Source organism: Planctomycetaceae bacterium (assembly GCA_041398785.1).
Lineage (GTDB): Bacteria > Planctomycetota > Planctomycetia > Planctomycetales > Planctomycetaceae > JAWKUA01.
Map to the genome: position 1 here is coordinate 142244 of JAWKUA010000015.1, position 14060 is coordinate 156303.

Genomic DNA, 14060 nt, shown 5'->3' on the forward strand with positions numbered 1-14060 from the left:
CCAACGCTTCCCGCAGTCAGTGAGCTTAAGCTTCATAGCCCGGTCACATCCCGACGAAATCCTCAGACACCGGCACCCGGCGGCCATTCGGCGTGCGCCATGCCGCACAGAGATGGGCCATTTCGCACACCCCAGGCATGATTTTCAGAATCGCAGGGATGCGCGACGGTCTCCGCAACCGTCTTAGCGAACGGCATTCCGACCGGCCGCTTTTCTGGGCAGAATCAATCGAATCCGGGCTCCGCCGTGTGCTCCGGTCGTGGCGGAAATGTGTCCGCGGTGGGCTTCGATGATGCGTTTGACGATCGCCATTCCCAGCCCGGTGCCCTTCTGCTTGGTGGTAAAAAACGGTTCGAACAGGCGGAGTGAAACGTCGTCGGTCAGGCCGCTTCCGCTGTCTTCGAAATCCAGACACACGGCGGGCTGGCCGTTTAGTTCCACGACTCGGCAGCGCACATCAATGCGACCGTGTCCGGAACAGGCGAAAATGGCGTTTTCCAGAATGTTGCGAAACACCTGTTCCATCCGATGCACGTCAAATTCGCACACCGCGTGCGCGCATTCGTGCTCTTCGTGGAGTTCGATCTTGAAGTCACCGGTGGCGGTCTTCAGGTTGTGCCATTCCTTCTGCCAGACCGAATTCAGGTCGCATTCCCGATACTCCAGTTGAATCGGCGCCGCGTAGCTTCGCACCTCTTCATAAAGCCGGTGCAGATCCTGCAGGGCCGTTTTGGTGCGCTGGGCCAGGTCAAGCTGTTCGGGCATGTCCTGAAGGTCAAGAGACAGCATGTCCAGGTGCGCCTGAGCGCGCTGCAGCGCGTTGCGGCTTTCGTGTGCCAGACCGGTGACCATCTGGCCGATGGCCGCCAGACGCTCCGACTGCAGCAGTTGCTGCTGGACCTGTTCGATGTCCGACAGGTCGCGGATGATGCCGGTGAAGTGCCGCTCGTCGTCCAGCGAAAACTTGCTGACCGACAGGTGGACAGGAAACTCCGAGCCGTCTTTTCGCCGAGCGACCACTTTTCGGCCGACGCCGATGATCTTCTCCTCGCCTGTCTGCAGGTACCTTTGAATGTACCCGTCATGTTCTGAACGGTACGGATCCGGCATCAGGACACTGACGTTCTGCCCGATCAATTCCTTCACGGTCAGGCCAAACAGCCGCTCAACCGCCTTGTTGGCGGCCTGGATAACTCCCCGTTCGTCAATCGTTATGATGGCGTCGGCTGCGGTATCGAATACGGCTTGAGCCCGTTCGGCCAGCCGCAGGTGCTGCCGGACAAATCTGTCGATCGGAATCACGGCAACGGTTACTCGCCGATCATGCTCGTCGGCCGCGGAATCGGCGGACACCTGCAGCAGAGCCCACGTGGCGTCGCGGCGGCTGCGCCCGACTCGCACTTCGCATTCGAACGACTGACCGTGGACCAGACACAACTTCCACCGGTGCTGCAGCGAATCGCGGTCCGCAGCAACAACCTGATCAAACAGACTGTCGCCGACACGAAACACCGACTCATCCAGCATCTCGCCGGGCCGCAGTTCGCAGTCGGACGCGGGAAACTGCCCGCCAAATGCAAAGTCCCGGATTGTTCCGTCCGGGCTGCAGATGATCTCAGTGAATCTGATTTCGCGATGGACAGAAGTTTCAGTGCTCATGGTTATGGTTCTGTTACTCAACACCTGAACGTCGCCGGTTGCCGGCCGGAACTGCGGCCCGTGTGACAGCATCACCAGACGAAATGTGATCCGCAAGCCAGCGAGCCGGAAAGATTTTCCGACGATGTGTCAGAACCGGAGTTCGTTTCATCGACTTGAGTCCGCCGCCCGTAATTCCCGGCTGTCACTGTCCGCGGCAGCCAGGTTTTTCGGCCCGAACATCAGCGTTCCGGCTGCAGCAGAGCTTTCATTTCCCGCACGGCACGTTCGAAGCCAACCATCACGGCATGACTGACGATACTGTGGCCGATGTTCAATTCGTGCAGATTTGCGATGGATGCGATTCGCCGGACGTTGCGATACGTCAGGCCGTGTCCCATGTTTAGCTGCAGCCCATGCTCCACAGCGAACCTTCCGGCTTCCGCCAACTTGTGAAACTCAGCGTCGGCGTCGCGAGCGGAAGCGGCGTCAGCGTAGGTTCCGGTATGCAGTTCGACGGCGTCGGCTCCCAATTCGACGGCGGTTTCCACATGCATCACGCTGGGATCAATAAACAGACTGACGCAGATGCCCCGGTTCCGCAGTTCGAGGACGCATTCACGCACGCGATCCCGGTGCGTGATGACATCCAGGCCGCCTTCGGTGGTGATTTCTTCCCGCTTTTCCGGCACCAGCGTCGCCTGCGCGGGAACAACATCCAGGGCGAACCTGATGATTTCCGGTTCAACCGCCATTTCCAGGTTCATGGGGACTCGCAGCATCTCCTTCAGCACGCGAACGTCGCGATCCTGAATGTGGCGCCGGTCTTCCCTGAGATGCACGGTGATGCTGTCCGCCCCGCCGAGTTCCGCCAGAACGGCCGCGTGAACCGGGTCCGGCTCGATGGTTCTGCGAGCCTGCCGGACGGTCGCGACGTGATCGATGTTGACTCCAAGTAACGGCATGGAAAGGGCTTTCGTCGTGTGAGATCAGGCGGCGGCGGAGTCACGCGGTTGTGATCCGGGGCGCCTCCACATTGGAATGTTGTTTGCTGGCCAGCTAAATTACCCAGCCTGCTGCCGAATCGGCAGAGAGTCGCTGCCTGAATTCGCACTTTTCCAACACTGACTCAGCGCCCGTCGTATGTTCGAATCCATGAATTCGACGGGGCGGTGGCAGTCGTGTCCGACCCAGTCCTTCCACTTTCAGCCAGTTTGAAACAGCGCCGATGAATTCCCCGTCTGAAGCCAAATCCGACGCGATGATTGAGGCGAAGGGTCTCAGCAAGTTTTACGGCGACTTTTCGGCCTGCCAGGACGTGACGTTTTCCGTTCCTCGCGGCCAGGTCTGTGCATTTCTGGGGCCGAACGGCGCGGGAAAAAGCACGACGATGAAAATGCTGGCGGGCTATCTGTCGCCCAGCCAGGGAGATGCTCGAATTGCCGGCTTCGACGTCGCCTCCGATCGAATCCGGGCCAGCGAGCACCTTGGGTACCTGCCCGAAAATGGTCCGCTGTATTCCGAAATGACTCCGGAAGGGATGCTGAAATATATCGGCGAAGTCCGCGGGCTGTCGCGCAGCCAATTGTCCGGCCGCATGGCGTGGGTTGCCGAAAAATGCTCACTGAGCGAAGTCTGGCGCAAGCCGATTTCCAAGCTGTCGCGCGGGTTTCGACAGCGAGTCGGTATGGCTCACGCGATGCTGCACGACCCCGACGTTTTGATTCTGGACGAACCGACCAGCGGACTGGACCCCAATCAGGTGCATGGTGTTCGCGACCTGATTACGGAACTGGCGAAGACCAAGACAATTCTGCTGTCGACACACATCCTGCAGGAAGTCAGAGCCGTCTGTGACCGCGTGATTCTGATCAACTCCGGCCGCATGGTCTTCGACGGTCCCACCAGCGACCTTGGATCAAGCGAAGTCGAAATGGAAGAGAAGTTCAAATCACTGACGGCGGCCTGACGGGAGCGATTGGCGGTTAGCAGTTAGCTGTCACCCGAACGCGCCGCTAATCGCCAGCCACTGTTTGTTAATCCCTGTTTACTGTTCCCCCAGCTCTGCCCAAGGACAAACCATGATTCGCGGCAACGTGATTCTGGCCGTAACCAAACGGAACTTTCGAAGCTACTTTTCCGGCGTTCTCGGCTATCTGTTTGTCATCGTGTTCTGCGTCGTCTGCGCGCGGATTGCCTTTAACGAGCTGTTCTTCGCTGCCAATCAGGCAAATCTGGAGCAGTTGAATCAGTGGTTCCCGTACTTGCTGCTGACGCTGGTGCCCGCCATCACCATGACGTGCTGGGCTGAGGAAAAGAAACTCGGAACCGACGAACTGCTGTTCACGCTGCCTGCAACCGATACCGAAGTCCTGCTGGGCAAGTATCTCGCGGTGCTCAGCGTTTACACGGTGGCGGTGCTGTTCTCGATCGTCAACGTCATGATTCTGGAATGGCTGGGTGATCCGGACGGCCGGACTCTGGCGTCTACCTACTTCGGATACTGGCTGGCGGGAGCCGCGCTGCTGAGTATCGGGATGCTGGCTTCGGCACTGACGTCCAATGCCACCGTGGCGTTTGTTCTGGGAAGTGTGTTCTGCAGCGTTCCGGTCTTCATCGGACGCACGACGGACGCGCTGGAATGGTTCCTTCAGTTGTTTGGCATCAAATGGAACCTGTACCAGATGCAGACAGCTCTGGAGGCCGTCAGTGTGCCCGGCCAGCTGCGGGACTTCACTCTGGGCGTCGTGTCGCTTTCGGGAGTCTGCTATTTCGTCCTGCTGACGATCCTGATGCTGTACCTGAACCTGGTCGTGATCTCGAAACGCCGCTGGCACGCGTCACGAACGGTCACGATGGGCGGCCAGTTTGCCGTGCGGGCCATCTGCCTTGCCGTCACGTTCGTCAGTCTGCTGCTGGTGACGACGCTGTTTCCCGCGCGGGCCGATATGACGCTGGAACGGCTGTTTTCGCTGTCAGATTCGACGAAGGAAGCGCTGGATTCTCTGGACGCTAAGAATCCGATCACGATTCAGGCATTCGTCAGTCCTGAAGTCCCCCGCGATTACAGCGAAACTCGCCGACGACTGCTGGGACTGCTGCACGAATACGACCTGCGCGGCGGTGGCGCGCTGGAAGTTCGCGTCGTCGACGTCGAACCCTACAGCAACGAAGCCGAAGAAGCCCGCGGCCTGGGCATCAATCCGGTTCGCATTCAGTATCAGGAAGAAGGCCGGACCGAAGACAGCGATGTGTTCCTGGGAGCCGTCGTGCAGAGCACCACCGACAACGTGCTGATTCCGTTTTTCGGCAAAGGCCTGCCGATCGAATATGAACTGACCCGCTCGGTCCAGACCGTCGCTCAGGACAAGCGGCTGACGATCGGGGTGCTGCAGACCGATGCGGGAGTCATGGCGGAACCTGACAGCGGCGGTCGCGACTGGGAAATCGTGGCGGAGCTGAAAAAACAGTACGACGTCAAGTTCGTCAATCCGCTGCGCCGGATCGTCGTGGATAAGCCGGAAGGCGAAGACGCGGACAGTGCAGCGGACGACGAAGACGACGCAGAAAAACCGCCGGCCGAAGGGTTCGATGTACTGCTGGCCGTGATGCCTTCGACTCTGACTCAGCCGGAAATGGACAACTTCATGGAGTACGTCCAATCCGGAAAACCCGTTCTGATCTTTGACGACCCGTTCCCGACGTTCAACACGCAGTTGTGTCCGAAACTACCGAAGCCCAGCCCCGGCGGCATGTTCATGCAGCAGTCCCGCCCGGAACAAAAGGCGGACAACGGAGAACTGACGACGCTGATGAGACTGCTGGATGTGAAATGGGACAGCGGTCAGATTGCATTCGATGCGTCGAACCCCTTCAGCGAACTGTCCTATCTTCCGCCCACCTTCCTGTTTGTTTCCAACTCCGAAGAACGCGACCGTTCCTTCAATGAAGACAGTCCGATCACGTCACAGCTTCAGAATGTCGTGGAAATCTACGGAGGAACGCTGCAGGAACGTGATCGAAAGAAGGACCAGGACTTCATCCCGTTACTGCTGACCAACGGAAAGACGTCCGGGCTGCTGGCCTGGGATGAGTACGTCGACATGCAGTTTAATTTCATGTCCGGCGGACAGGTGGCAAGGCCCAAAGAAATCTCAAATTACGCCCGCTATGAAGATGACTTTGCCCATGTGCTGGCCGCCCACATCACGAATGACGGCGACGAAACTCCGCTGAATGTCGTCTTTTGCGGTGACGCCGACATGATCGGCGACCAGTTCTTCGTGCTGCGAAATCGTCAGTTCATCGACATCGAATTCGATAACGTGACCTTTGTCTTGAATGCCGTAGACGTTCTGGCGGGACATGAAGGTCTGATCGACCTGAGGTCCCGGCGAGCCGGACTGCGGACGCTGACCGAAGTCGAACGCCAGACTCGTGGCCTTCGCAATCAGCTCGCAAAGGAAGAAAAGGACGCCAACAATGCCATGGAAGATCGGCTGAAGGAAGCTCGCGAGGAACTGGAAAAGGAAATTGAGGAACTGCAAGAGCGCACCGACCTGGACGCGCGGGCCAGAGACCAGTTGATTCGTCAGAAGGAAGAAAACCTGAACCGGCAACTGGATCTGGATCGCGAAGAACTGGAAGCGGAGATGAACAACCGGGTTCGAAAGGTGGCCATCGACACGCGACAGAAGATCCGCCGGGTCGAAAGCCAGATCGGCATCGTGGCGTACGTCCTTCCCGCCGTCCTGCCGCTGTGCTTTGGAATGCTGTTTCTGGGACTGAGAAACCTGGCCGAACAGCAGTCCATCACACCTGATCGAAGACGCCGGTAGCACCGGAAGGGCAACCATGTTTCATCGCCGACAGTGACGATCAGGTCGGTGTGACCAGCAGCGCCACAGCAAAACCTCAGGGCAGAATCGCCCCGCAGTATTCCAGGGCAGAGATTCCAGTCCATCACCACGATATCAGCCACGTCAACCACGCCAATACAGGTTGAGCCATGAACGCCACTACTCGAACTCTGATCTTCGTCGCCGTCGCCACCGTTTCCGCGCTGGTTGCGGGGTCGGCGTGGTACGGTTCCAAACCCGGTGACCTGGAAGGATTTTCCGAAGTCGGGGAAGCGATCTTTCCAAAGTTTGATGATCCGCTGAAGGCAACGGCACTGACCGTTACGGACTTTGAAAAATCGACGAACGAAGTTCAGCAGTTCGCCGTCAAACAGAATGACGACCAGTTGTGGGTGATTCCGTCGCACCATAACTATCCGGCCGAAGCGGATGAACGGCTGGCTCGCACGGCCGCGTCACTGATCGGAGTAAAGAAAGTCGCCGTGCAGAGCCGCAGCAAGGACGACTGGAAGAGCTTCGGAGTCGCCGCGCCGGACACTCAAACGGCAACCGCCGACGAGCGCGGCACCAGAATCACGCTGCGCGACGCAAGCGGCAACGCTCTGGTCGATCTGATTGTCGGCCAGAAAGTGCCGAACCGCGACGGCTACTACTACGTGCGTGAACCGGAAAAGTCGACGACGTACGTGGCAAAGCTGTCGATTGATTTGTCCGCGAAGTTCAGTGACTGGATTGAGCCGGACCTGCTGAAAGTCAATTCCGGTGATTTTGTGGAAATCACCGTCGACAAGTACTCCATCGATGAACAGCGAGGCGTAATCGTTCCCGGCGAAAAACTGGACTTCGCAAAGGAAGACCTGAAGTCCACGGGAAAATGGACCCTGTCGGACCTGCAGCCGGATGAAGAACTCGTTTTGTCACCGATAACCGCGATCGCAAACAACCTGGACCAGTTGAAGATCGTCGGCGTCCGCCCGAAACCTGAAGGACTCAGCGACGACATGCGCGTCAATCCCGTGCTGCGTCAGATGCTGGAAGCCGAAATGCAGCGGCAGGGATTCTTTATCGCCGCGGATCGCCAGGGCAATGAAAGGCTGTATTCCAATGAAGGGGAACTCATCGCCGGAGTTTCGTCGGGTGTCCAATACACGCTGTACTTCGGCGAAATTGCCCGAGGCAGCGGCAAGGACATCGAAATCGGATTGACCGCCGAAACCGATGCAGAGGAAAAGTCAGCCGACTCCAAAGAAGAGAACAGCGCCGAAGACCCTTCCGCAGATGATGCAACCGCCGGTGCCGACAGTGATGATGAATCCGGCCCGCGCCGATATCTGCTGATCAAAGCCGAATTCAACGAAAAACTGCTCGGCGAAAAGCCACAGGCTCCCGTGATGCCCGACCGGCCGGCGATCCTGGATGAACCGGCCGGGGACGCTCCGTCCGACGCCGACGCAGAACCGGCAGCCGATGCGCCGCGCGAGACCGGAGACGCTCCCGGCAATGATGCCGACGCAGAAGACGAAGCGACCGAAAATTCCGGCGACGACGTTCCGGAGTCGGCAACGCAGGACGACGCCTGCAACCCGTTCACCGATCCACAGGACGACGAGACTCAGCAGGAAGCGGCCGAAGATGCGAAGGACGAAGCGGCCGACGCACCGGCCGGTGATGATACGGATTCGCCGGACACAGCCGCTGACGAACCCGACTCCACCGACGAAACTCAACCGTCGGCAGACGATGAAAAATCGCCCGAAAGTGACGAGCAACCCGAGGGCGACGATCCCGCGCCGACGACTCAGGACGACGCTCAGCCGTCCACCGAAACGACTCCCGATCCGGTACCGTCAGCAGACGAACAGCCTGCGGCACCGGATGCCGAACCCGCTGTCGCTGCGCCTGTAGTCGACCCGAAGCAGGCCGCCCAGGAAGCCTATGACAAGGCGATGGCCGAATATCAGGGCGCTCAGGCCGCCTATGAACGGGATCTGAAATCGTTCGAAAAGAAGATCGAAGACGGTAAGAAGAAAGCCGACGAGCTGTCCCGGCGATTCTCCGGCTGGTATTACGTGATCACCGCCGACAGCTTCGAAAAGTTCCGCGTCACGCGCACGGATGTCGTCAGCAAAAAGGTCGCGGAAGAAGCGAAGGACGGGGAGTGAAGGAGAGATCTCAAACTGCAGATTTCAGATTTCAAATCTCAAGTCGCAACTCTGCGGACTAACGTCGCGCAGCTCGCCTGGACGCCGAACACTGAACGTCGAACACTGAAACTATCCCATGCTTGTCAGCAAAAACTGGCTGGCGGACTACGTTCCGCTGAACATGCCGGTCGAAGAACTTACGCACCGGCTGACGATGTCCGGGCTGAATCTGGAAGAGTATTCCGCTGTCGACGACGATATTTCGATCGATCTGGAAGTCACCAGCAATCGACCGGATTGTCTTGGGCACATCGGCATCGCTCGGGAAGTTTCGGTACTGTTCGGCACCGAACTGAAGACTCCCGAAGCTCACGTCACATGCAGCGGCGCGGCTGCCTGCGACGCCACTTCGGTGAAGATTGAATGCCCTGATTTGTGCCACGAGTATCATGCTCGCGTGATTCGCGGCGTCAAGATCGGTCCCAGCCCGGACTGGCTGAAGAATCGGCTGGCGGCTGTGAACATCAACAGCGTCAACAACGTCGTTGATGTGACCAACTACGTGATGCTGGAATGCGGGCAGCCGCTGCACGCGTTCGATCTGGACCAACTCGGCGAAGGCCGCATTGTCGTTCGTCGAGCGGTTCCGGGTGAAAAGATCACGGCGATCGATCAGAAGGAATACCAACTGACCGACCAGATGTGCGTTATCGCCGATGCCTCGCGGGCCGTGGCCGTCGCGGGTGTGATGGGTGGTCTGGATACGGAGATCTCGGATTCAACCGTTAACGTGCTGATCGAGACCGCGTCGTTCGATCCGATTTCCGTGCGTGCCACCGCGCGAAACCTGAAGCTGCACAGTCCGTCATCGTTTCGCTTCGAACGGCGCGTGAACCGACGAAATCTGGACTGGGCTTCGCGCCGCTGCTGTGAATTGATTCTGCAGGTGGCCGGCGGCGAACTGCTGGGCGGCTCCGTGTCGGCCGGCGAACCTCTGCCGGCAGCCAGCGAACCTGTCACGCTGCGGTTTGCTCAGATCCGCCGCATCCTGGGCGTCGACATTCCGGTGGCGCGCTGCGTGGAGATTCTGAAAAGTCTCGGGCTGAAATGCCTGAGTCACGATGCCCCGCAGGCGGTGTTTGAACCGCCGAGCTGGCGTCTGGACCTTTCGCGCGAATGTGACCTGATCGAAGAAATCGCGCGCATCCACGGTTACGACAGCATTCCCGACGACGCCGATCTGCCGGTTGTCGCAACGACGAAAAGTACTCGCGAACATGTCGGCGATGCCGTTCGTCACCACCTGACCGCGTGCGGCTACTTTGAGGCTCTGACGCTGTCGTTCTGCAGCGAGGAACAGCAGCGGTTGTTCCGGCCGCATCCGGAAGCTCAGGCCGTTGCTGTCAGCCATTCAACGCGCAGCCACGAAAACCAGCTTCGGCAAAGCCTGATCCCCAGCCTGTTGCATTGCCGGCGCCAGAACGAACGTCACGGAACGCTGAACGCCGAATTGTTTGAAGTCGCGAAGGTCTATCTGTCTGCGTCGAAGGAGTTGCCGGAACGCCAGGCAGAACCGACGATGATCGGTCTGGTTTCCGGCGGCGATTTTCTGACGGTCAAGGGAATCGTGGAATCGCTGGTGCAGCGAATTGCCCCGTCAGCGACTGTCACGTCAGCACCCGTCGACCTCGCGGAATTCGCCAAAGGACGCGGCGCAGTGATCCTGCTGAACAGTCGCCACTTCGGATGGATCGGGGAACTTGATCAAGAGGTCGCCGATCGCGTCGACCTGCAGGATCCCGTGGCAGTTGCTGAACTGGATGCCGGTTTGCTGGAAGAACTGTTCGAACCGAAACGGACGTATTCGCCGCTGCCCCGGTTTCCGTCCGTGTCGCGGGATCTGAATTTCGTCATGCCCGAATCCGTTAGCTGGGCGGAATTGATCGCCGTCGTCACCAAAGCCGGAACGTCGCTGCTGCAGGATGTTTCCTTCAGCGGTCAGTATCGTGGTCAACAGATCGATGCCGGCCACAAGTCGTACGTCGTAACGTGCCGCTTCATGAGCCCCGATCGTACGCTGACGGCGGAAGAAGTCGATGCCGAAGTGAAGCAGATCGTGTCAGCCTGCGAAGGATCGCTCAATGCCCGACTGCGATAGGCGGCTACATACTGGCCGCGGCGGATCCCGATACTTTTCGCTCTTCTTACTCCCGCGAGCCAGAATACCTCAATTTGCCCCGCTCGCGGTATAATTCCGCCATGAAACGGACTCTGCTGAAATCGAAGATCCACCGAGCCACGGTGACGGAAGCCGATCTGCACTACGAAGGCAGTATCAGTATCGATTCCGACCTGATGGCTGCCGCCGACATCGTGGATTTTGAACAGGTCGACGTGCTGGATATCACCAACGGCAGCCGACTGACAACGTACGCCATTGCCGGCGAAGCGGGATCGGGAACCATCTGCCTGAACGGAGCGGCCGCGCGGCTGGTCAACGTCGGCGATCTGGTCATCATCGTCAGCTACGCCGAATACAGCGAAGTCGAACGAGCCTCTCACCAGCCGAAAATCGTCCTGGTGGATCAGGCCAACCGCCACGTCCGTCAGCTCATGAAATAGGCCGCTCGTCCCGGAACTCACTGCGCGCCCCGCAGCCGGTCGCACATCGGTGTCCGCCGCGCAGCCCCCAGTTCGCCGCGCCTGTAACGTGTCTTCGTATAAACTGCGGAAACACAAATTGCGACGACCGGCCATCAGCTCGGCGCGAATGCATGCAGGTCACGGAACAGGCAGACTTGGCCCAACGGCTGCTCAACGATGACGAGCACGTTCTGGAAGACATCCTGCGCGCATTCGGGCCGGTGATTCTGGCGGTGATGAGTCGCCGTTACGCGGACGTGCTGCGGGAAACCGACATCGAAGACGTGATATCAATCGGGCTGTTTCGGTTGTGGACACACCGCCGACGGTTCGACAGTCAGAAATCGTCGCTGAAGGTCTGGTACTTTCGGATCGTCGAAAACGCGGCTCGCGATGTTCTGAAGCACGGCTGGCACAAGGCTCGGCTGCTGGAAGTGAACACTGAGTTTGCTCTGACGGGAGCGGTGAACGCGTCGTCGAACGGTCACGGGGATCCGGCTGTGATCAGCCCGGTCGCCGCTGACAACCGCGATCTCACCCCGCTGCAGCTTGATCTGCGAGACATTGTGGCCGAACTGCCCGAATCACAGCGAACGATCATCCTGGCCGACGCGGCGTCGAAGGACGGAACCGCGTCGAGTCAGCACCTTGGCGAAGAATTGAACATCCCGGCTTCCACCGTGCGAGTCTACCGCAAGCGGGCACTCGACCGGATTCGAAAAGAATTGGCCGCACGAGGACACGATCCACCCTGGCGCGGACGCAGCGTATGACGGGACTCCGGTCTCGCCGTGAGACAGCGACGACAAGCGACGGGCCTGGAAAGCCTTCGTGCGGAAAACCGACGGGATCGGAGTCCCGTCGTACTGACGGCGACAGCCCTGGACGGCCGTCGTACCGACAGTGCGTGGAATCACCGGGGACTAATTCATTCCACTCGTCGTTTGACAGACGTCACGTTATGACCAACCCACACGAACACCTGCAGCGCCTTCTCAGCGAATCGCTTGGCCCGCGGTCGCGCGCGATGACGACATCGAGCGGCTGCTGGAATCTGAACCGGTCACGGAACTCACCGAAACACAGGTCGATCGCATTCTGCAGGACGTGCAGCAGTCAATAACGACCGACCGCACAACCCCCGCCGCGTCATTCCCGCGCAGGCGGGAACCCGGTGCCGCCGCTGGTTTCGAAGCTTCAACTCTCACACCCCCCGCACCGGAGATCACCATGAAACGCATTCCTGCCAGCGATCGCCGCGGAAATCCTCGCGGGGCGATCGCCTGTCTGCTGGTGTCCGCGCTGAGTCTGCTGTGTGTGCTGCTGGTAACTTCGGACGAATCTGTTCAGCAGCAGGACCGGCAAGCCCGGCGCGTGGCTGCTGCGGAATCCGATCGTCAGCAGATTCGGCGAGAATGGCTGACGGCGAAATTCGTGCCGGCGCCGGAAGTTCATCGCGTCGCCGTCGGGGACACCATCGAAACTTCACCGACCGAACGGCGTCGAGTGACTCTGCCGGACGGTTCGGTGCTGTATGTAAACACGGACGCATCCGTTAAGGTCTCTGCACCGCGGCAAGTCGAAGTGACTCGCGGCGAAGTCTTCGTCGAAGTGGTTCCGCAGTTCGATCAGACTGACGAGTCCGCTCAGTTCGAAGTCGTGACACCTGTGCGCACCGTCACGGCGCTTGGTACAAAGTTTTCCGTCGTTGCGTCGAACGATTCGACAGAAGTCCTGGTCACTCAGGGCAGCGTGCAGGTCAGCGATCTGGAATCGCCGATCATGGCCGGACAACTGCTCACATCTCGTTCCACGGCTCTGCCCTGGAACGCACCGCCGGGAGGCTCCGTCTCCGGTGCTTCGGACGCTGTGGAACGGACGGAACAAGAGACGGAGCCTTCCACGCAGCGCGTTCCAGGGCTGAGCCCTGGAACGAGGAATATTCTCGACTCTCAACTCTCAACTCTCAACTATCGCCTCACCGCCGCGCCGCGAGCTTCCGAGTCTCTCAACTGGACGCGCGAACTCATCACGGCCGCGGCCGGAACATTCGTGCCGGCCAGTGAGTACGCCGGCGGAGCGATCATTACCGTTGATCCGAACGGTCAGGAAACGAAGCTCAGCCTGCGCAAGTATCACGTCGATGTGCATATCGAAGATGGGTTCGCTCGCACGACGATTGACCACACTTACTTCAACCACACGTCGCAGCGGCTGGAAGGCACGTTTCATTTTCCGCTGCCGCCCGACGCGTCGTTGTCGCGGTTGGCGATGTACGTGAACGGCAAGCTGATGGAAGGCGGCATGGCCGAACGCCAGCACGCCCGCAACACGTTCGAACAGATCGTGTCGAAGATGAAAGACCCGGCGCTGCTGGAATGGGTCGACGGCAGCACGTTCAAGATGCGAGTCTTCCCGCTGGAAGCTCGCCAGGAAAAACGCATCGTCCTGAGTTACACGCAGCGGCTGCCCGCGGCGTACGGAAAACTGCACTACCGTTTTCCGGCCGGTCACAGCATGGACGTCGTGCGGGACTGGTCGACCGCGATTCGCGTGAAGGATGGAGCGAACATCGACTGGAACAGCCCGTCGCATAGGTTGGAATCTTCAACCGACGACGGCGACTTGTTGCTGGTAGGCGTTGAGCTGAACAGCACGATGGAACGGGATATCGTGCTGGAACTGGGTGGGGCCGTCGCGCTGCGCGACCCGTCATTCCCGCGCAGGCGGGAACCCAGCCGATCCGCACTGTTCCCGCCTGCGCGGGAATGACGGG

The 14060-nt window shown here is 59.4% G+C and carries 9 protein-coding genes; 7 read left to right on the forward strand and 2 right to left on the reverse strand.

Annotation, left to right across the window (positions count from 1 at the left end):
• Positions 1 to 183: 183 nt before the first annotated feature.
• Together R3C19_17830 and R3C19_17835 are read right to left on the reverse strand one after the other, a co-directional pair.
• Positions 184 to 1659, reverse strand: a complete 1476-nt coding sequence (locus tag R3C19_17830) for a PAS domain S-box protein (GenBank protein MEZ6062203.1) — start codon at positions 1657 to 1659, stop codon at positions 184 to 186.
• Positions 1660 to 1880: 221 nt separating this feature from the next.
• Positions 1881 to 2603, reverse strand: a complete 723-nt coding sequence (locus R3C19_17835; GenBank protein ID MEZ6062204.1) for a pyridoxine 5'-phosphate synthase — start codon at positions 2601 to 2603, stop codon at positions 1881 to 1883.
• A gap of 263 nt (positions 2604 to 2866) precedes the next feature.
• Between R3C19_17835 and R3C19_17840 the strand changes: the two genes are divergently transcribed.
• The 7 genes from R3C19_17840 (at position 2867) to R3C19_17870 (ending at position 14056) form a co-directional block, all read left to right on the forward strand.
• Positions 2867 to 3607: an ABC transporter ATP-binding protein gene (locus R3C19_17840; protein ID MEZ6062205.1), complete on the forward strand. Its 741-nt coding sequence runs from the start codon at positions 2867 to 2869 to the stop codon at positions 3605 to 3607.
• 112 nt (positions 3608 to 3719) lie between these two features.
• Positions 3720 to 6476 carry a Gldg family protein gene (locus R3C19_17845; GenBank protein MEZ6062206.1) on the forward strand — a complete coding sequence of 919 codons (2757 nt, stop codon included), beginning with the start codon at positions 3720 to 3722 and terminating at the stop codon, positions 6474 to 6476.
• A gap of 170 nt (positions 6477 to 6646) precedes the next feature.
• Positions 6647 to 8659 (forward strand): DUF4340 domain-containing protein, encoded by a 2013-nt coding sequence (locus R3C19_17850; protein MEZ6062207.1) that lies wholly within the window; start codon positions 6647 to 6649, stop codon positions 8657 to 8659.
• Between the two features lie 118 nt (positions 8660 to 8777).
• A complete protein-coding gene (gene pheT / locus R3C19_17855) occupies positions 8778 to 10799 on the forward strand; it encodes a phenylalanine--tRNA ligase subunit beta (protein ID MEZ6062208.1) in 2022 nt (673 codons plus the stop codon).
• 101 nt (positions 10800 to 10900) lie between these two features.
• Positions 10901 to 11263 carry an aspartate 1-decarboxylase gene (locus tag R3C19_17860; GenBank protein MEZ6062209.1) on the forward strand — a complete coding sequence of 121 codons (363 nt, stop codon included), beginning with the start codon at positions 10901 to 10903 and terminating at the stop codon, positions 11261 to 11263.
• A gap of 176 nt (positions 11264 to 11439) precedes the next feature.
• Positions 11440 to 12057: a sigma-70 family RNA polymerase sigma factor gene (locus R3C19_17865; GenBank protein MEZ6062210.1), complete on the forward strand. Its 618-nt coding sequence runs from the start codon at positions 11440 to 11442 to the stop codon at positions 12055 to 12057.
• 457 nt (positions 12058 to 12514) lie between these two features.
• On the forward strand, positions 12515 to 14056 hold the full coding sequence (locus tag R3C19_17870) for a VIT domain-containing protein (protein ID MEZ6062211.1): 1542 nt from the start codon (positions 12515 to 12517) through the stop codon (positions 14054 to 14056).
• Positions 14057 to 14060: the final 4 nt, after the last annotated feature.

What these genes read in the sequence shown, in the direction of transcription:
- R3C19_17840 (MEZ6062205.1), top strand. Translation starts at nt 2,867, where the DNA reads ATGAATTCCCCGTCTGAAGCCAAATCCGACGCGATGATTGAGGCGAAG.
- R3C19_17830 (MEZ6062203.1), bottom strand. Translation starts at nt 1,659, where the DNA reads ATGAGCACTGAAACTTCTGTCCATCGCGAAATCAGATTCACTGAGATC.
- R3C19_17845 (MEZ6062206.1), top strand. Translation starts at nt 3,720, where the DNA reads ATGATTCGCGGCAACGTGATTCTGGCCGTAACCAAACGGAACTTTCGA.
- R3C19_17860 (MEZ6062209.1), top strand. Translation starts at nt 10,901, where the DNA reads ATGAAACGGACTCTGCTGAAATCGAAGATCCACCGAGCCACGGTGACG.
- R3C19_17870 (MEZ6062211.1), top strand. Translation starts at nt 12,515, where the DNA reads ATGAAACGCATTCCTGCCAGCGATCGCCGCGGAAATCCTCGCGGGGCG.
- pheT (MEZ6062208.1), top strand. Translation starts at nt 8,778, where the DNA reads ATGCTTGTCAGCAAAAACTGGCTGGCGGACTACGTTCCGCTGAACATG.
- R3C19_17850 (MEZ6062207.1), top strand. Translation starts at nt 6,647, where the DNA reads ATGAACGCCACTACTCGAACTCTGATCTTCGTCGCCGTCGCCACCGTT.
- R3C19_17835 (MEZ6062204.1), bottom strand. Translation starts at nt 2,603, where the DNA reads ATGCCGTTACTTGGAGTCAACATCGATCACGTCGCGACCGTCCGGCAG.